The organism is Maricurvus nonylphenolicus (assembly GCF_042854845.1).
Taxonomy (GTDB): Bacteria; Pseudomonadota; Gammaproteobacteria; order Pseudomonadales; family Cellvibrionaceae; genus Maricurvus; species Maricurvus nonylphenolicus.
Genome location: NZ_AP031498.1, coordinates 3,303,457 through 3,322,688, shown reverse-complemented (window position 1 = coordinate 3,322,688; position 19,232 = coordinate 3,303,457). Strand labels below are relative to the sequence as shown.

General features: G+C 49.4%; 17 protein-coding genes. 14 read left to right on the top strand and 3 right to left on the bottom strand.

The window, feature by feature from the left end; translation table 11 throughout:
- The 9 genes from ACGHZ6_RS14555 to ACGHZ6_RS14515 all read left to right on the top strand — a co-directional run bounded on the left by ACGHZ6_RS14555 (nt 1) and on the right by ACGHZ6_RS14515 (nt 9,857).
- Nucleotides 1-2,925, top strand: a complete 2,925-nt coding sequence (locus ACGHZ6_RS14555; RefSeq protein ID WP_390614703.1) for a response regulator — start codon at nt 1-3, stop codon at nt 2,923-2,925.
- Complete coding sequence (locus ACGHZ6_RS14550) at nt 2,925-3,464, top strand: hypothetical protein (protein ID WP_390614702.1); 540 nt, start codon at nt 2,925-2,927, stop codon at nt 3,462-3,464. The genes ACGHZ6_RS14555 and ACGHZ6_RS14550 overlap by 1 nt, the downstream gene beginning before the upstream one ends.
- Nucleotides 3,464-3,979, top strand: coding sequence for a hypothetical protein (locus ACGHZ6_RS14545; protein WP_390614701.1), 516 nt, complete (start codon nt 3,464-3,466; stop codon nt 3,977-3,979). Before ACGHZ6_RS14550 ends, ACGHZ6_RS14545 begins: the two co-directional genes overlap by 1 nt.
- Before the next feature lie 140 nt (nt 3,980-4,119).
- Nucleotides 4,120-6,030 (top strand): molecular chaperone HtpG, encoded by a 1,911-nt coding sequence (htpG, locus tag ACGHZ6_RS14540; RefSeq protein ID WP_390614700.1) that lies wholly within the window; start codon nt 4,120-4,122, stop codon nt 6,028-6,030.
- Nucleotides 6,031-6,183: 153 nt separating this feature from the next.
- Nucleotides 6,184-7,203, top strand: coding sequence for an NAD(P)H-dependent glycerol-3-phosphate dehydrogenase (locus ACGHZ6_RS14535; RefSeq protein WP_390614699.1), 1,020 nt, complete (start codon nt 6,184-6,186; stop codon nt 7,201-7,203).
- A 56-nt stretch (nt 7,204-7,259) separates the two neighbouring features.
- On the top strand, nt 7,260-7,562 hold the full coding sequence (locus tag ACGHZ6_RS14530; RefSeq protein WP_390614698.1) for a DUF4389 domain-containing protein: 303 nt from the start codon (nt 7,260-7,262) through the stop codon (nt 7,560-7,562).
- A 41-nt stretch (nt 7,563-7,603) separates the two neighbouring features.
- A complete protein-coding gene (sixA, locus tag ACGHZ6_RS14525) occupies nt 7,604-8,056 on the top strand; it encodes a phosphohistidine phosphatase SixA (RefSeq protein WP_390614697.1) in 453 nt (150 codons plus the stop codon).
- A 13-nt stretch (nt 8,057-8,069) separates the two neighbouring features.
- Nucleotides 8,070-8,936 (top strand): alpha/beta fold hydrolase, encoded by an 867-nt coding sequence (locus tag ACGHZ6_RS14520; protein ID WP_390614696.1) that lies wholly within the window; start codon nt 8,070-8,072, stop codon nt 8,934-8,936.
- Between the two features lie 39 nt (nt 8,937-8,975).
- Entirely contained in the window at nt 8,976-9,857 is an 882-nt protein-coding gene (locus ACGHZ6_RS14515) for a DUF4892 domain-containing protein (RefSeq protein ID WP_390614695.1), read from the top strand.
- On the opposite strand, the gene ACGHZ6_RS14510 is transcribed toward ACGHZ6_RS14515, so the two are convergent.
- On the bottom strand, nt 9,846-11,402 hold the full coding sequence (locus tag ACGHZ6_RS14510; RefSeq protein WP_390614694.1) for a diguanylate cyclase domain-containing protein: 1,557 nt from the start codon (nt 11,400-11,402) through the stop codon (nt 9,846-9,848). The genes ACGHZ6_RS14515 and ACGHZ6_RS14510 overlap by 12 nt on opposite strands.
- 134 nt (nt 11,403-11,536) lie before the next feature.
- Nucleotides 11,537-12,724: an MFS transporter gene (locus tag ACGHZ6_RS14505; RefSeq protein ID WP_390614693.1), complete on the bottom strand. Its 1,188-nt coding sequence runs from the start codon at nt 12,722-12,724 to the stop codon at nt 11,537-11,539.
- Between the two features lie 451 nt (nt 12,725-13,175).
- On the opposite strand from ACGHZ6_RS14505, the gene ACGHZ6_RS14500 reads away from it, so the two are divergent.
- The gene (locus ACGHZ6_RS14500) at nt 13,176-15,617 is read left to right on the top strand and encodes a TonB-dependent receptor (protein ID WP_390614692.1); all 2,442 of its coding nucleotides are present in this window, start codon (nt 13,176-13,178) and stop codon (nt 15,615-15,617) included.
- Nucleotides 15,618-15,688: 71 nt separating this feature from the next.
- On the opposite strand, the gene ACGHZ6_RS14495 is transcribed toward ACGHZ6_RS14500, so the two are convergent.
- Nucleotides 15,689-16,108, bottom strand: a complete 420-nt coding sequence (locus ACGHZ6_RS14495; protein WP_390614691.1) for a hypothetical protein — start codon at nt 16,106-16,108, stop codon at nt 15,689-15,691.
- Here ACGHZ6_RS14495 and ACGHZ6_RS14490 point away from each other — a divergent pair.
- The 4 genes from ACGHZ6_RS14490 (at nt 16,107) to ACGHZ6_RS14475 (ending at nt 19,199) form a co-directional block, all read left to right on the top strand.
- The gene (locus ACGHZ6_RS14490; RefSeq protein ID WP_390614690.1) at nt 16,107-16,688 is read left to right on the top strand and encodes a TetR/AcrR family transcriptional regulator; all 582 of its coding nucleotides are present in this window, start codon (nt 16,107-16,109) and stop codon (nt 16,686-16,688) included. The genes ACGHZ6_RS14495 and ACGHZ6_RS14490 overlap by 2 nt on opposite strands.
- 264 nt (nt 16,689-16,952) lie before the next feature.
- A complete protein-coding gene (locus ACGHZ6_RS14485) occupies nt 16,953-17,588 on the top strand; it encodes a hypothetical protein (RefSeq protein WP_390614689.1) in 636 nt (211 codons plus the stop codon).
- A gap of 76 nt (nt 17,589-17,664) precedes the next feature.
- Complete coding sequence (locus ACGHZ6_RS14480; RefSeq protein ID WP_390619171.1) at nt 17,665-18,606, top strand: sterol desaturase family protein; 942 nt, start codon at nt 17,665-17,667, stop codon at nt 18,604-18,606.
- Nucleotides 18,603-19,199, top strand: coding sequence for an NADPH-dependent FMN reductase (locus tag ACGHZ6_RS14475; protein WP_390614688.1), 597 nt, complete (start codon nt 18,603-18,605; stop codon nt 19,197-19,199). The genes ACGHZ6_RS14480 and ACGHZ6_RS14475 overlap by 4 nt, the downstream gene beginning before the upstream one ends.
- The last annotated feature ends 33 nt before the right edge of the window (nt 19,200-19,232 follow it).

The following is a 19,232-nucleotide window of genomic DNA, read 5'->3' as shown; positions in this document are numbered from 1 at the left end:
ATGACCCCAGAACAACAGGAATTAATAGACTTAATCCGCAACGAGGTTGCCGAGCTGGTGTTGGCTGAAGATGAGCCGCAAGACGATACGGCGCTGCTGGATAAGCACCTTGAAAGGGCTGAATGCATTGCCAATGCGGCTGAAGTGATGGGGCTCAAAGGGTTGAGCCAATGCTGTCGCCAAATAGTCAATAATCTCACCCAGTGGCACGATAAACTCGACAGTTTTCACAACCCTCAGCGTCAGCTGTTGGAATCCTGGCCAATACATTTTCTCGGTTATTTGCAATACCTCCACGAACCACAGCAGCTTGAAGCAGCTGTGGATGACCTGGTTATCTTTATGGGGGAGCCGGATTGGGTTGACACCAGATTGGGGGAGGCTGCTATTGAGCTGAGAGGGAACTTACTGCAGCTACAGCTTGAAGAAGTTGCATCTAATCCAACAGATTCACCTAGGCCAACTGAAGTTGATATCGGCATGGTATCGGTAGCCTTGGATGATGATGTCAGGCCAGAGCTGTTGGAAGGTTTGCTGATTGAATTGCCGGAGCAATGTGAAACCTTTACCCAATCACTGCTCGATTATCAAAGCAGGGGAGAGCTGTCGCTGTTGCTGGTTGGGCAACGAATTGCTCATACCATTAAGGGCGCTGCAAATGTAGTCGGTGTTAAAGGCATCGCTAATTTAATGCATTATACAGAAGAGATTCTGCAGCAGATTGAAAGGGCCGATTGCCAGCCTGAAAGCGTTTTGGCGGATTTCTTATTGGAAACCGCCGATTGCCTGTCGGCGATGACGGATTTACTGTTGAATGGCGAGGTGTTTTCACGCTCGCATGAGTTACCTGCACCACCAGAGGCCTTGTCCGTTATGCGCCGCTTGGTTGCCTGCGCTCAGCATATCGATAAGGTGGGCGTGCAAGTAGATGATTCGGTATTAGTCGATACCCTATATCCTGATGGGGCTGCAAGTGTAGGGCCGACAGAACAAGCTGGTAAAGCGACAGAGCAGGTATTGTCGCCGTCTTCTGAAACGGTTGATGTGGCGGGACAGTTACAGTCGGATGTCAGGATCGGTCGTAGTCAGTTTAATGAGTTACAGCGTTTTGCTGGCGAAAATATTATTGCAGAGACTCAACTGCAAACCCGTCTGTATCAACTAGCCGAGTATTTGCAGCAGGTTTTAAACTACCAAAACCAGTTACGCCATATGGCCGATGATTTACAACTATTGGTTGATGTTAAAAATGTGTTTGGCCGCAAAAGCTTGAAGTTGGGCGCCGTTCAGGAATTACCCGATAGCGTTTCATTTGCCCTTACCGAATCCGGTTTGGACCAGTTAGAGCTCGAGCACTATAACGAGATGCACAGCTTTGCTCACCAGTTGTTAGAACTGGCTACCGATGCCCGTGAGCAGACATTACAAGCACAGGATGGTTTGTTGCAGATTCAAGATTTGGGGGCAGAACAGCACCAGCGTAATCGGCATAACCATGAGCTGTTATTGCGCGCACGGATGCTGCCATTTTCAACGCTGGAATCCCGTTTGCAGCGTTGTGTGCGTCAGGCCTCGCGCCAGGCAGAAAAAGATATTCACTTTTCTATCGAAGGGGAAGAAACCCTGGTTGATAGTGTGGTGCTGCAGCAACTCGCAGATCCCTTGATGCATTTGTTACGCAATAGCGTCGATCATGGTATTGAGTCCCCTGAGTCCAGGCAGGCAGCAGGTAAATCATCCCAGGGAAACATTCAGTTACAGGTAAAAGAGTTAGGTGGTAGTTTAACTATCAACTGTCAGGATGATGGAGGCGGTATCGATCGCCAGGCGATTGTGGCGCAGGCGATAAGTCAGGGGCTGCTGGCCGAAGATGTCGATGAACAAACGTTGAGTGATGACGTCATTGAGCAATTTATTCTGCGGTCAGGTTTCTCTACCCGTGATCAGGCCAGCCAACTATCAGGTCGCGGTATTGGCCTGGATGCGGTGGTCTCTCAGCTGCAGATGTGTCGTGGTAGTTTAAGTGTAACCTCGACGCCCGGGCAGGGCTGCTGTTTTAGCGCCTCGCTTCCCCAGTGTATGCAGTCGGGTTACGGTTTATTAATTTCAGCGGCTGGACGATCACTTGCTTTGCTAACGCGTGGCGTTAAGCAAATTATTTATCTGGAGCCCAAGGATGTGGATCAAATTGATTTTCAGGGCGGATACTTTGATGGCCAAGACCTGATTGCTGTGGAATCGCTCGATACGCATTTGCAGTTTGCTCAACAGCAGATAAATACGTCGCGAGCCCGTGTGTTGTTACTTGTCGAGCGTGTTGGGGATCCTCTCTATGGTTTGTTGGTTGATGATATCAGTGCGTGCCGTGAGCTGGTGATCAAACCGCTAAATCAATTTACCCCCAACTTGCCCGGTATCGTCGGTGCTACCGTTTTAGGTGATGGCTGTGTGGCGCCGGTGATCGACAGTGCAGAGTTACTGAATCACGGGGTAAGCCAATTGGAGGTTGATGACCAGTTGAAAATCTCGACCGCAGAGGAATTGCCCAATCCTGGAGGTCGTCCGATGGCATTGGTCGTGGATGATTCTCTCAGTGTCAGGCGTTCCCTGTCGGAGTTTGTGACCGATTTGGGCATGGATGTGCGTACCGCCAAGGATGGTTTTGAGGCGATTCATGTGATTGAAGAGCAGGTTCCCACCTTAATGCTGGTCGATTTGGAAATGCCACGCATGAATGGTTTGGAGTTAACTGCCCATGTACGTGCTCATCAGCAAGCCAGACAGGTGCCGGTGATTATGATCACCTCTCGCAATACCGAAAAGCATCGCCGTATGGCCAATGAAGTCGGGGTTAATCAGTTCTTACCCAAGCCCTATTCAGAAGATGAGTTGGCGCAAACCATTCAAACCCAAATGGCCTCTTAATGATCGAGTGCGGTGAATCCCTGGTTCATATTCGTCTTAACCAGCGTCGCTTATTGTTGCCGCTAGATCGGCATTTTAGTTTGGAAACCCTGTCGGCGCTTGAAGTTACCGAGGGACACAGTAACTCGCAGGACCGAGCGGTGGGTTATGTGTATCAGCCGCAGGGCCGTCACCCGGTATATCAGCTTGATGATCAATGGCGCTTACTAAGAACGCTGGATTACGGGGAAGGCAATAAACAGGCGGGTATCCTGCAGATGCGGGTAGAAGGTCACACCTTCGGACTTGTATGTTTCGATCTGACGATTCTGCCTAGTAAAGATATTGAGCTACTGCGTTTGCCGCAGGTAATGTGTACGGCCGATGGCTTGGTTTCACATGTTTGGATTAATAAACAGCAAGCCGTGGGGCTGGTATTCCCTGCAGATGTTTATCGCTATCTCATCGGGATTGGGGCTGCCGAAATCGATGCTGCGCATCAACTAATACCCTCGGCATCACGATTAACCCAGCAGCCTTCACTGTTTGGAGGAGGCTAATGTCCCAAGCTCAGAGTGCCGTGCTGCCGCAAACCTCCGTAGAGCAGCTTGGAGAAGCCTGGTTACTTCATCTGTCTCAGCATCTTTGTGTTGCGGTAGGCCGCTACGAACTCAAGTATCTGGAGACTGATTACGAGCTGATTCAGGTGCCTGGAGCGCCAGACTATTGCAACAGGTGTATTCATTGGCAGGGGCAATTAATTCCCTTACTGGAAGCCGTACAACTACTACAGGATTTTGTTTCGAGTAAATCGTCTTTGGCGTCAGAGGTTTCCGGTCTGGCTATTGTGGCTTATGAATTACAGGGTGGGGGAGATAGCCAGGGAATGGGGCTGGGGGCACTCGCTGTGACGCGGCCGCCCACTTTGGTTGGTATCTCAGCCGAGCAGGCTCTCGATCTACAGGCACTGCCACCCAGGTTACGACAGCATAGCCGGGCCTGTTTTACCTATCAGGGTCAGTCTCTGGGCTGTTTAAATCTTGGTCATCTATTCTCGCCATTTCATGGCTTTTAGCTTTCTTGTGAGTCCTTCAATTTAAAGGGCTTGAAAAGGCCTATGGCCGTCCCCATTTCTGCTTCAACGACAGAATTTGCCGGTATTCATGATCGGCTTGTATAAAAAGTAAACATGTTGCTGAAGGAGTTTTCACAACGATGACCGTTGAAGCCCATAAAGAGACACGTGGTTTCCAGACCGAAGCCAAGCAGCTGCTGCACCTGATGATTCACTCGCTGTACTCCAACAAGGAGATTTTTCTGCGCGAGTTGATTTCCAACGCCTCCGATGCCGCCGATAAACTGCGCTTTGAGGCTCTGTCTGACAGCAGCCTGTATGAAGATGATGCGGAATTAAACATCCGTGTAGACTTCGATAAAGAGGCCAAGACGGTCACCATTACCGATAACGGTATTGGTATGTCCCGCGATGAGGTGGTTGAGCACTTGGGGACTATTGCCAAGTCCGGTACTGCTCAGTTCTTGTCTAACTTGTCCGGCGATGACAAAAAAGATTCCCAGCTGATCGGTCAGTTTGGTGTGGGTTTCTACTCTGCCTTTATTGTTGCTGACAAGGTTGACGTATTTACCCGTCGTGCCGGTGCAAGTACAGAGCAGGGCGTGCATTGGTCCTGTACTGGTGAAGCAGAATTCACCGTCGAGACTGTTGAGAAAGCCTCTCGCGGTACGCAAATCGTATTGCACCTGAAAGACGATGGTGCAGAATTTGCCGATGGCTGGCGTCTGCGCAGCGTGATCAAGAAGTACTCTGACCATATCTCCCTGCCGGTTGTGATGACCAAGGAGCCTATGCCAGCCGCTGAGGGTGAAGAGCAGCCTGCAGAGCCGGAAGATGAAACCATCAACACCGCCACCGCACTGTGGACCCGTTCACGCAGCGAAGTGAGCGAAGACGAATATAAAGAATTCTACAAACATATCTCCCACGACTTTACCGAACCAATGAAGTGGAGCCACAACCGTGTGGAAGGTAAGCTGGATTACACCAGTCTGCTGTACCTGCCCGCTAAAGCACCGTTCGATATGTATAACCGCGAAGCCTCTCGCGGCTTGAAGTTGTACGTGCAACGTACCTTTATCATGGATGACGCCGAGCAGTTCCTGCCGTTGTACCTGCGCTTTATCAAAGGTGTGGTGGATTCCAATGACCTGTCTCTGAACGTATCCCGTGAGATCCTGCAGAAGGATCCTAATATCGATGCTATGCGCAGTGCGCTGACCAAGCGCGTGCTGGATATGCTCGACAAGCTGGCGAAAAATGATGCCGAGAAATACACCGAGTTCTGGAAAGAGTTTGGTCAGGTGCTGAAAGAAGGCCCTGCCGAAGATTTCGCTAACAAGGAAAAGATCGGCAAGCTCTTACGTTTTGCCTCTACCAACGGTTCTGGTGCAGAGCAGGATCAAACCCTGGAAGGCTATATCGAGCGTATGCAGGAAGGTCAGGAAAAGATCTACTACATCTGCGCCGAAAACCACAACACCGCCAAGAGCAGCCCGCACCTGGAAGTATTCCGCAAGAAGGGCATTGAAGTTCTGTTGTTAAGCGACCGTGTGGACGAGTGGCTGATGGGTCACCTGATGGAGTTCGGTGGCAAGCAGTTCCAGGATGTTGGTAAAGGCGCCCTGGATCTGGGTGAGCTGGATACCGAAGAGGATAAGAAGGCTCAGGAAGAATCTGCCAAACAGCACGAAGATCTGGTTAAGCGTGTTAAAGACAGCCTGGAAGATAAGGTCGAAGAGGTACGTGTTACCAATCGTTTGACCGACTCTCCGGCCTGCATTGTGGTGGGTGAGCACGATATGGGTGCGCAAATGCGCCGTATTCTGGAGCAGGCCGGTCAGGCTCTGCCAGAATCCAAGCCTGTGTTCGAAATGAACCCAGAGCACCCGCTGGTGCAAAAACTGGATCAGGAAAGTGATGAAGATCGCTTTAAGGATCTGGTTGAAATCCTGTTTGACCAGGCCAGCCTGGCAGAAGGTGGTCAGCTGGATGATCCAGCTGCCTACGTTGCTCGACTCAACAAGCTGTTGTTGGAATTAAGCCATTAATTTGCTGTCGACATAAAAACGCAAAAGGCCAGGGGTTACCCTGGCTTTTTTGTATGGGGGCCTTTTGTTTATTGGGCCTTATAGGTATTAGGTTTTGGTATTAAAGAACCAATTCCCTATAATGATAGCTTGAGAGTAGATAATAAGAATCCTATGACAGATCAGTTAACGATTGCCGTACTGGGTGGTGGTAGTTTCGGTACCGCAATCGCCAATATCATCGCCGTTAATGGCCACAAAACCTACTTGTGGATGCGCGATGCCGAGCGTGCAGCACGCTGCCAGGACATTCGTGAAAACCCCGAATATCTGCCTGGCTATAAGCTTAATGACAACCTGATAGCCACAGCCGATCTGCAAGCCGCTGTTGAGTCCAGTGATGTTGTGTTTATTTCCGTACCCAGCAAGTCTTTCCGCGATGTAACCCGCAAGGTCGCTCCGTTGCTGAAGGCCGACAGCATTGTGGTAAGCACTACCAAGGGGATCGAGCCGGAAAGCTTTACCCTGATGAGCCAAATACTGGAACAGGAACTGGATGATGTGCATATAGGTGTCCTCAGCGGCCCCAACTTTGCCAAAGAGATTGTTCAGCAGCAGCAAACCGCATCGGTTATTGCCAGTGATGATGAGCAGGTTATCGAGTGTATTCAGAACATTCTCTGTTCCGACAGTTTCCGGGTCTACAGTAACCACGATCGTTACGGCGTCGAGTTGGGCGGGGCACTGAAAAATATCTATGCCATTGTCTGTGGTATGGCCGCCGCATGGGGTACAGGGCATAACACCCAAGCCATGTTGCTAACCCGCAGTTTGGCGGAGATGGGACGTTTTGCCTCCCATATGGGCGCTGATGCCATGACATTCCTGGGCTTGGCCGGTGTGGGCGATTTAATCCTTACTTGTACTTCGGATCTGAGCCGTAACTACCGTGTTGGTTTTGCGGTAGGCCAGGGCAAAACCCTGGAGCAGGCCGTAGAAGAGATTGGTCAGGTTGCCGAAGGTGTGAATACCGTACACATCGTCAAACAAAAAGCCGAAGAACTGGGTGTTTATATGCCACTGGTCACCGGCTTACATGCGGTTTTGTTTGAAGGGGTGGGTGTTGAGCATATTGCCCGCAAGCTGATGATGGGTGAACAGAATACCGATGTGGAATTTCAGACCAAGAACTGATGTCTACATAATATCTACGAAAACCTTTACTTCACAGACTATACAGGGACGCCACCATGGATGAACAAATAAAATCCAATCTGTTATCGAGCAAACACTGGCTGCGCTTGGTGTTTATGCTGTTATTCGCTGGTTTACTGCAATTGGCTGTTTTGGTGATGTGGTTTGTCGTCGCCCTGCAGTTTGTCTTCTCTCTAATTACCGGCAAGGATAATCGCAAGTTGCGTGACTTCGGCCATGGTTTATCGACTTTTATCTACCAAAGCCTGCAATTTCTCAGCTATAACAGCGATGAAAAGCCGTTCCCCTTTAGTGATTGGCCTGAGGCTCCAGTAGCAACCGACTACACTGAATCATAGGTATCCGTTAGCGAAGTGCAGGGCAATTGGGGAGTAGACCAATGAAGCTGTTTATCTTGCGTCACGGCGAAGCCGCCTTCAGTATGGGCAGTGATGCCGATCGGCAACTAACCCCTCGCGGTCAGGCAGAAACCCGTGCGATTCTGCAATCAGCCAAGGAGGCTTTGGGGGAGGTGACGGTTATTCACGCCAGCCCCTATGATCGAGCTCAGCAAACGGCAGAAATCGCTGCTGAAATCCTCGGCTTGCCAGTACAAACGGCAGCCAATATCACCCCCGAGCACTCCCTGGAAAACATGGCAGGACTGGTGGAGCGCCTTGAGGGTGAAACTCCGCTAATTGTCAGTCATCAGCCTTTGGTAGGGCGTTTTGTTAATTGGCTGGCGGGCTTGGAGCCGGGTCGGGAAGTGATGGGCACCAGTGCGCTGGCAGCGCTTGAGACCGAGGTGGTTGCTGCGGACTGCGGAGAATTACTGTGGCTAAAACAGCCCTGAAAGAGAGGTGTTTATGGCGTTAGCTACGCCGAAAGAGCGGACATTTACCTACAACGAGATGACCTTCCATGCGCTGGAGTGGGGTGAGCCCGGTGGTGCACCTGTATTGGCATTGCATGGTTGGTTGGACAATGCCGCCAGCTTTTATCGTCTGGCGCCGAGGCTGGAAGGTTGTCATGTGATAGCCTTGGATATGGCGGGCCATGGTCGCTCTGATCATCGCCCCGGTATTCGCCCCTACAATATTCTCGATGATATCAGTGAGATCTATGCGGTTGCCGACCAGATGGGTTGGCAGCAGTTTAATGTTATGGGGCATTCCCGCGGTGCCATTATGACTACATTGACGGCGGGCACCTTTCCTGAGCGTATTCTGGCAGTGGGTTTGATCGATGGCCTGTGGCCGCCAGCGGTACAAGCATCCGATGCTCCCGCACAGTTGGCGCAATCCATCGAGGATAACCAAAACCCCAAGAAGGTCAGGTTCAAGGTTTACGATTCCGTCGAGCAAATGAAAACCGCATTGCTCAATAGTAAATGGCGTTACAGTTCCGAGTCTGCCGATGCGTTGCTGGCACGTGGTGTAAAACCCGTAGAGGGTGGTTATACCTGGAGCAGTAGTCCGCATCTGCGCACTGCTTCGGCGTTTAAGTTAACGGAAACGCATATTGAAGCCTTTGTAAAACGTATAACGGCTCCGGTACGTTTGATTATTGCCAAAGAAGGGCTCACTACCGCCTTTGCGGATTACCAGGAAGATATTGCCCAGTTCAATAATATTCAGGTAACAGTGCTGCCGGGTGGTCACCATTTGCATATGGAAGAGCAGGCATTGAAAATCGCAGACGTGTTCACACCGTTATTCACCGAGGGAAAATAAGGATAAGGTCATATGCTTAAAAGGATAGGGGTTAAGGGGATGGCTTGCAGAGTTGTTTCGGCGGGTTTGCTGGCATTGTTGGCATTTCAGGTGCAGGCCGCACAATCATTAAGTGATTTTCCTCAAGCCCGTATCATGTTTGAGTCATCGACCAGTACCGATGATTACCGCTTGACCCTGGGGGCTTTAAAAAAGGCCAACAATCAATGGCTGGCGGAGCGTGAACAGCGTTTAAGTGGCGAGTTATCCAGAAAGACGTTGGAATTGGAGCGCGGTTTTTCTGCCGAAGAGGTGTTTGGTTTCTACCGCGAGCAGTTGGTTAACCAAGGTGCACGGGAATTATTTTATTGTCACGCCCGCGATTGTGGCAGCAGTAACAGCTGGGCAAATAATCGTTTTGGTATTAAGCAGCTCTATGGCCTGGATCAGCATCAGTGGTATGCCGCTTTTGAGTTAATGCGCGATGGTAAAGGGCCTGTCTATGTGGCGCTTTACAGTGTGACTCGCGGCAATCGCCGTAGCTATACCCAGATTGATCAAATAGCCGTTGCTGAAGCGGAGGCTGTTGCAGCGAACCCTAAGACGATTATTGAATCTATCATCGCGGGTAGAGCTTATACGATTCCTGGGCTTAGAGTTAATGCTAATGGCGTTGTGATTCCTGAGGCGCAACTGCAGAGTCTTGTTGATGCGTTACGTCAACGCCCGCGCGCCAAGGTACATTTGGTGGGGCACGACTATGGGGTGGGTTCGTTCGAGCAGCAGCAACAGGATTCACAGCGTTATGCCCAGGCGGTTAAAGATCAGTTGGTTGCGCAAGGCATCAAAGCTGAGCGTTTGACGGTGCATGGTGTTGGAGGCCTGGCGCCGAGTAGTAAACGCACAGGTCTGAATCGTGTTGAGGTGGTGTTAGCTCGCTAACACGCATACCCGATTTCGCCCCTGGTCTTTCGCGTCATAGAGCGCGTCGTCTGCCTGCTTTATTAATTCCTCTGCGGAGAAATTGCTCTCCGCGGTAGCGATACCGATACTCAGTGTCACGCATTTATGATTCGATAATGCGTGTTCGATTCCCAGTTTTCTTACCGCATTTAAGACTCTTTCGGCCACTTGGCGCGCTTGTCGTTGTGGCGTGCCGGTCAGCACAATGGCAAATTCTTCACCGCCATAACGGGCAACCAAGTCGGTCGATGAATGGCTGTTGCGATGCAGGGCGGTGGCGACCGCTTGCAGGGCGTTATCGCCTGCCTGGTGGCCGTAGTGGTCGTTATATTGTTTAAAGTGATCGATATCCATCAACAACAATGACACAGGCAGCAGGTCCTGGCTGTTTTGCAAAAAGCTATCAAAAGCACGACGATTGGCAATGCCGGTTAAGGCATCCATATTGGAGAGTTGCAACAGTTCATTGTTGGAGGCACGCAACGCGCTTTCCTGGTGCTGAATATGTTCCAGTAAAGCGTCGTACTCCCGGCTAAGTTCACCAAACTCATCACTGCGATGGCTGTTTATGCGGGCGCTGTAATCGCGGGTTTGATGAATCGTTTCCATATTGTTGCGCAGGGTTCGGATTGGCGAAATGATATAGCGCGTTAGTGTCTGGGCAAGCAAGGCAAAGGTAATCAGGGCAACAACAGCTTCGATAACGGTGGTGAGATTTATCAGGTTGTCATTAAAGCGACGCTCGGCCAGGTGCAGTTCTGCCACGAAGGCGGGTTCACCTTTATGGTCATCAATGCTCCAGCGAATTCGATCCTGATTGTTGCGCTTTAAATCGGCAAACAGGTCAGGTGGGATTGGCTCGCCTTCGGTGAGGGCAGTAACGGTGAAGTCTGTCTGCAAAATATCTTGCAGGTAAGTGCGGGTATCTGAGTCAAGATAATCCCATGCAACGATAAATCCTGAGACCTCACCATTGTAATTGTTGGGATAGATCGGTAGAGAAACAAATGCGAGGGGGGCTTCGAAGCTTTGACTTAGGCCTGCTGGAAAGTTTTCTGGAGAGAGGGCATTGGGGCCTGATGCCTGGGCTCGGGCCAAGGCTTCAATAGCCTGTTGGTTTAAGCCTGCTGAATCGGCGGCCTGTTTTAATGAGCTGGATTGATACTGCCACAGAATGTCTTTCTTCAGATTGAGTAAAAAAACACCGTCGGTAAAACTCGCGCTCCAATCCTGAGTGTTGTAGTACGTATCGATAAAGGCCTGGTTGGGTTCGAGAGCATAGTGATGCATCTCATCCCATGCGCTGGAGGGTAAAAACAATGTAATCAGTTCACCGATACGAGATTCCAGGGCGCTTTCAACCCGGGCAGCTGCGCGCTGGTCAGACTGCATTTCCATGGAAAGGTATTGGGGGATTTCCCAATAGATACGTACAAACAGCCGTGCACTGAGTACAACGCTAAAGGCGAGTAGCAGGGAAAGTATCAGCCGCTTGAATAATGGGGCTCTAAGCTGTTGCAGCATAGCGTCAGGATAGGAGACCGTGCGTTGTTGTATTTTTCGTTAAGCATAGTCGTCCGTTGAATAAGCTGCCAGCATTTTGGTTGTGAGTAGGGGCATTTGATGGCTACTCACAACCAAAGTTGGGGGTGAAGTGATTAGTAATCCAGAGACGAGTCTGGCATTTCATTCATGCCGTACTTTTGGCGCTGCATATACCACTGATACAGGGCCAGACAGACGGCAATGGAAATGATCGCCAGCCACAGCTTTTGATCATTATTGAACACCGGGCCCAGGGCTGTACCAATCAAAATGCCGACAATGGAGCAGGGCAGGAAGTTGGTGGCAAAACTGCCATCGGATTTTACACTACTGAACAGGCCGATCTGGAAGGGGGTAAAGACTGCCCAGCTCAATGAGAACAGTAATACCGCAAACGTGTACATGTACACGTCAGCGAACACCTCAGACAGGGTAAACAGCATATACACGCCTGCATGTATGGCGCCACTGATCATCAATGGCAGCTTGCGATCGGTGCGATAAGACAGCCACAGTGCGATGCCGTTACCGCTCAGGCTAACCAGGTAACCGAACGCGAAAATGGTTCCAATCAACACCGGGCTGGCACCAATCTCGTCGCCGGTCTGGGCCGAATCTCCCCAGAATAGACCCAAAGCGATATACCAGATGCCGGAGGCGACCAGAATCAGTGTTTGGTTGAAGGCATCTTCGCTGTACACCGCATCGCTGGAGCGGTAGACCTCCTGGTTGTAATCCGGGCTCCACAGATAAGCCACTGCCAGGGCTATCAGGCCAAACAGCAGGATGTAGCTGAACGAAGAGTTCCAACTGATGGTTTCCATCAGTATTGGCATTAAAAACGAGCCCAGTGCGGACCAAAGTACCTGGAAGAATACCAGGATGGCAAAAATGCCATCGGGGTTGTTTTGCCGGGCTATGGCGGCAAAGGCCACCGCACTGGCCATGCCTGCCCCAATACCGGCGACCAGACGCCACACTGCCCAGGTCGAAAAGCCTTCGCCGATATAGGTGGTCAGCACCAGAGCCAGATTGCCAAGGCAGTAGAGAATAATGCCCAGCATGACCTGGGTTTTGGCGCTGCCCAGCTGCTTCCAGAAACGATAACAAATACCTGTAATGCTCAAGCCCAGCAGTTCTATCGATGCAATTTCCGAGGCTTCGGCCACATTCAACTCTGCAGAATTGGCAAAGGCGTTGACGATAAAGGGCAGGATGTTGACCGCGGCGCTACCGGTAATCCCGATCAGGATAAGAGCGAGCAGCTCACGGTTACTGTAGTTAGTGGTATTTATTTTCATTGCGTTTCGACCTCGTAGGCATATCGCCGTGTGTGCTTTGCCACACGGTATTGCTTAGTTGTTATATCCCTGTGGGTTAGAGGACGTTACACAGGCTTTGGGCCTGCATCCATATAATACTGATCGCTTGTTCAATGTTCACCATACCTTAGGTAGGTGACGTCAAATCCCGCTTTCTGTATATCATTTAAAATGACACCTAACTCACTGATTTTAAATAAAATCCCTTATTTACTTGAATTTAATTAAAAAAATTAATTTGTCTGACCTTTGACCAAATGTGATTTTTTGTTTTATAGTCAGATCTGACGATCATGATCGAACGTTCGGTCTTTGATGTCAAGAGCCGATAATAAGAGCCTTTAAATGGTCGTTTGCTCAGGAGAGAAGCAGGTTTATCACCTGTACTAAGCGGCCATAAAATAAAAAATAGAGAAAGAGGAGAGTCTTCATGACTTCATCAAGCTCCAAGCGCTTCGTTCGTTTACCCCTGGCCGCTGCACTAGCGACTTCAGTTCTGACTGCTGATATAGCCATGGCACAAATCGAAGAAATCGTGGTAACCGCTCAGCGCCGGGCTGAGTCTGTACAGGATGTTCCTGTATCCATGACTGCGTTCGATGCGGATTCACTGAAAGCAGTTAACGTTGCGCGTACCAGTGATCTGAGTGCACAAACCCCTAACCTACAGGCTGTGGATGGTAACTTCGGCCTGGCGGCACCTATTCTGAGTTTGCGGGGGGTAAGTAATACCGACTTTACTGCGATCTCTAATACGCCGGTGAGTGTTTATAGTGACGGTATGCTGTTGAACAATGTGCAGACCCATGGTTTTGCGATGTTCGACTTGGATCGGGTGGAAATTCTGCGTGGTCCTCAGGGTACGCTGTTTGGACGTAACTCTACTACTGGTGCCATGCAGGTGATCTCAGCGCAGCCTACTGAAGATTTTGAGTCGGGTTTTGAAGTGACTGTGGGTGAGAACAATCGTGAGCGTATTGAAGGCTTTATCTCGGGCCCCATTGTTCAGGATAAAATCTACGGTCGTCTGGCGCTGGCCAGTAACCGCAGTGACGGTTATGTCGAAGATCAGCTTGGTAATGACGTTCAGGAAGAGGATGTTCAGGCTGCACGTAGCATTGTAGATTTCCAGCTAACCGAAGATTTGGATATGCAGATCAAACTGCAATACCAAAAAATTGATAACACTCCGGTCGTTTTTCACAATACCTTGCCGGTTAATGCTTTTGATCCTCTTATGGCAGCTGGTGGTAAAGCGGATGATTTCCGGAAAATCACCCTCAACCAGGATTACAAACGCCGCGAAAAAGCAGAAACGCTTGGCGCAACAGTTAAGTTTGAGTATGACATCAATGACGATCTGAGTTTGACGTCCATTACCAGCTATATCGATCACGATATGCTGTATCAAAACGACGAAGATGCCAGTACATCTCGTTTATCCCATAGCCAGGCGTTTACTGATCAGAAGCAGTTTAGTCAGGAGTTTCGCCTTCACGCCACTATGGGGCGTCTGGATATCGTCAGTGGTTTGTTTTTCCTGAAAGAAAATGTCGATAGCCTTGCGGCGTATGATTTGTCAGCAGTGAGCGAAGGCTCAGATTCCTTGTCGGCAGTATTGGGTATGGATGTAGACGCGGTTGATGCTGCACTCGGTTATGGTGGTCTTTTCACTGCTGCAGCCATTGCGGCTAATCCGGGGCTGGTTGGTTCTGACTCTTTGACTGTGTCGCAAGGTGTTCGAACTTTGCAGCAATTGGATCTGATCCCTGATGGTGATCCTTCACTCTATGCAAACGGTAAGTACTCTCAGGATCTTGAAAGTATTGCTTTGTTTACCCACGCCAAGTACGAAATTTCTGATGATTGGAGTGCGACTTTTGGTTTGCGTTACACGCGTGATGAAAAAGATATTCAAAGTACCGCCCGTCGCTGTACTTTAGTTCAGGACCCACAAAACCCTGCCAAGTTTGAAAATAATGCAGTGCTTACCGATCCCACAGGCTTAATTCTTGCCGATGGTGTTTGTCCTCAAAGTGGTACACAGTCTGATAAAGCAGATGAAAGTTGGGATGCCTGGAGTGGTAAGCTTGGTGTTGAATATCGCTTAAGTTCCGATATTCTGGCTTATGCCAATTACTCTATTGGCTTTAAGGGCGGTGGTTTTGATGGCGCCACTACAGCTACTTTACGAGAAGTTGATCCTGAGAAATTAACCTCCTATGAGGTTGGGGTTAAATCTTCCTGGTACGACAATCGTATTATTGCTAACGTGGGTTACTTCTATTATGACTATGAAGATTTCCAAGCAATCCTGGCTGCCGTTCTGCCGGGTGGAATCTTCCCAGATAACGTCACATTTAATGTGCCGAAGTCTCGTATTGAAGGGGCTGAAATTGAAATTACCAGTGAGCTTGTCGATAACCTTCATATTAGTCTTGGCGCATCTTGGGTGGAATCGCGAGTTCGTAAAGCGCCTTCGATTGACTTTGACCCTACAGCTCCAGACATTAATGGCAATGAATTCCGCTACGCACCTCACTTTACCTTTAACGGTGCCATTGCCTACGACTTCGATATCGGTGATTTCGGTTACCTGACACCACAGGTTGATTGGGTGTACACCGATGAGTACTACACCGACGTGGTTAACCGTGAAGCCGGTAAAGTGGATGATGTTTGGAAAACCAACCTGCGTCTGTCCTGGACTTCACCAACACAGCAGTACTACGCCACAGCGTTCGTAGAAAACCTGGAAGACAAGGTCATTATTACCTCTAACTCCACGGCCTTTATCGCTACGGCAGGTACCAGTTACTCAACGGTATCGGCGCCGCGCACGGTCGGTCTGACCTTTGGTGCTCGTTTCTAAAAGAGCGGCATAGACGTTACAGACAAAAAGAAAGGGCCTTAAAGGCCCTTTCTTTTTTTTGCGTAAAAAAATTAGTGAAATATATAAAGTGTAAACATATATAAATCCCACAAAATCATCGCCAGGCTGGTCACAATCCAGAAGGTCGACATCACCCAGAACATCACCGGATCCCGGCGGATATTAATCACTTCAACAAAGTGCAATTCGCCAAAGTGAATGGCCGGCAGAATCCACCATAAAAACAGTAAGCCCAGAATAGAGTAATAGCCTGTCATTGTAGCCAGAATCATCATGGCGATTGCCAGCATGCTGCGCCAATGTTTCGGGGCTCTCAGGTGCTTCCAAAATGGGGTTGCAGTCAAATGGTGGTGTGGCATATCGGCGGTACTCACATAGGGATAAATTTTAAAGTTGTCTTTTTTGACAATATTGAATTTACGTGCTGGATCGATTATTGTCAAATCTGACAATTTGGAATTTTTAAGCATGGCCAGACCCAGTGTAAAAGCAGAGCGAACCGAAGAAATCCTTGATGCTTTCGAGCGTTGTGTGGCGCGTTTCGGCGTTGAAGGAACTTCATTGGAGCGTATTGCCGAGGAGTCTGGCTTAAGACGTAGCCTATTGCGTTACTATATTGGCAACCGGGATGAGCTGGTGGAGGCACTTACCGACAGGTTTGTGGCCAAAGCAGAAAGTCTTACGCAGGAAATGATTAACGACTTGCCGGAAGAGGGCAGGTCGATAGCAATGGTTGATGCCTTTTTTGAGCCCTCGCGAACAGATGATTCGACGATTCTTGTCGCCGATGCGTTGATTTCCTGTTCCGCCATCTACCCGGAAGTGAAGAAAAAGCTTAAGGGTTGGTACGACAACTTTGTACAGAAGGCTTGCGACATTATTCAGGCTGATTATCCATCTGTGAGCAGTGATCGCTGTTTTATGGTGGCTGTGGCGATCATCGGCATCTATTTTAATGCTGATGCCATGGATACCCTGGAGTTAAGCGGGCGTTATCGTGAGGCCGCCATCGAGTCTGCCAAACTTCTCCTGTCTACGCTGGAAGATTGATTTCAGCGTCTTTCTTGTTTTTGCCAGTTCTTTTGGTCTATCTGACCTGTCTTTTTAGCCTTTTATGACTTTTAGTCCCTCCTGGGCGGTTTCTTGTTATATCCATAAAAAAACTGTCTAAAAATCAATCAATTGGCGCTTGTCTGCATGCTTTGGCGCCGATACTATCAATTATAAATTTGATCGATCGTTCGAGATTGTTGTTGCGGATCTAATTTTTTGTGTGTACGATACAAAAATGTCTCAAATGATGGTTTTTTATCTATGAATCTTCCTAGTTCTATTGTCGTTTCTGCATTTATTGTTGCTGTTGTTTGGTTTGGCGTGGTTTATCAGCCTGGTAATGCCTGGGCTTACCCTGGCGGTCAGGCCCAAGCTCAAGAAGAGGCCCAAGCGAGCGCCCAAGAAGACAGCAAAGTGAAAGACCTAGCCAAAAGCCCAGCCCCTCAGGCTGGAATACCTGCTGTTACAGAGAATGATCTGAACAAGCGTATTGACGCTTTTAAGATGGAAGGTATTACCCGCAACGTTACCCTGGCAGGTGCTCAGGAATTATGGGTAGATTTTGGTGATCGCTACGATTTGCATAATCGCTTGAACGGTATGCATGTGAGTACCTATACCTTGTATGACAACTTTAACGACGACTACTCCCGTGCAGATGTGACCATTGGTTACAACGTCGAAGCGCTACGTGGCGAAGGTTCTGTCGCGGCCAGTGTACCTGCCGGTAATTATGCTACCTTGCTGGAAGAGGGTAAGCGTAGTCAGTCAGAGATTGCCGGGGCTTGGGAAAAGCTCAACTACGATCGTGGCGTTAAAGCGATTCTTGAAGAGCATACCGTGAATACGTCTGGCCAGGTTATCGCCAGCGCGATTTATGTGCTTTATGGCAGCTAGGCGGCCGCGTCCAATATTTCTTTTTAGCCCAACATTTCTTTTTAGGCCAACATTGTTTTAACAAGAGGTTATTGTGATGGAGTTTCTCACAACGCTTTTTACTGAAGATCAGATTTACTACATGGAGCAGTGGGTTGATAACTGGTCCTTTGTGCTGGCGTTTGCCGTCTTTATTGTCGAACTGCTGCGCTACGCTTTTATGAGTAAAGTTACCTGGAACCTGTTAGGGGATTCCATTACCAACTTTATCACCTTGGCGGCAACTATCACCATCAACTCTGTCATGGCCGCGTTATTTTACGTGACGGTTTTCTATGTGGTGTATGAGCACTTCAGTATCACCCAATTGCCTATCACCGGTTACACCATTATCGGTTGTATTATCCTGGCGGACCTGGCCTATTACTGGGAGCACCGCTTCCTGCATGTGAATGGTTTTGGTTGGGCAACGCATACCGTTCACCACAGTTCTCCGCACTTTAATATTTCTGTGGCTTATCGCCATGGTCCGCTGGATGGTTTCTTCCCGCTGTTTTTCCATCTGCCGCTGGCGGTACTGGGCTTTAACCCGTTGTTGATTTTCTTTAGTGAAATCTTTGTTCAGGTTTATCAAACCCTGTTGCATACCGAAGCCGTGAAGAAATTCCCGCGTCCTATCGAAGCGATTATGAATACCCCCTCGCATCACCGTGTGCACCATGCGACTAATCGCCAGTATTTGGATAAGAACTACGCCGGTATCTTTATTATCTGGGATCGTATGTTTGGTACCTTTGCCGAAGAGAAAGAGGAAGTACGTTACGGTGTTTTCCCTCGTATCAATAGTGTTAACCCGTTAAAAGTGTACTTCCATGGTTACGCCAAATTGTTCTCTCGCATGTGGCACGCCGACAGCTGGTCGCACCGCTTGAAGTTGCTGTGGAAGTCGCCCACCTGGGCCTGGGAGCAAGAGCAGAAGCAGAAAAAGGCAGCGGAAAAGCAGGCGGTTAATACTCTGGCTGCTGAAGGTGCTGCATGAAGGTCGCTATAGTGTCAGGGAGCCCGCGGGCGGGCTCCCAAAGTGCCCGTATCAGTGAGTTGATTAATAGCAGGTTCTTTGCCGGTAGCGCCGAAATTATTGATTTACACCAAACCCCATTGCCGGAATGGAATGGCACAGGGTTTGGTGATCCAGCGGTTAAAGCTGTACGCCAGCAATTAGCGCAGGCCGATGCCCTGGTTATTGTTGCTCCAGAATGGAACGGCATGGCGCCAGCCGCGCTAAAGAATCTCTTTCTCTGGTGTAGTTACAAGCAGCTTGCTCACAAGCCAGCTTTATTGGTCGCTATCTCGGCCGGGGATGGCGGGGCTTTTGTTGTCACTGAGTTGCGCAGCAGCAGCTACAAAAACTCGCGCCTTTTGTATTTGCCTGAGCATGTCATCTTGCGTGATGTTGAAGCGCTTTGGGTAGACGGAGAGACGTCAACAGAAGAGTTGCAACGTCGGGAGAGTTATTTGCACAAGCGATTGGCTTACGGTGTTGAATTATTGCAGGCCTATGGTGAGTCCATGGTGTCAGTAAGAGAGCGGATGGAGCCGCATTTTGAAGAGCATACTAACGGCATGTCCTAAATTTTCGGTGCCAGCTTGGCAGGCAGAGCTTGC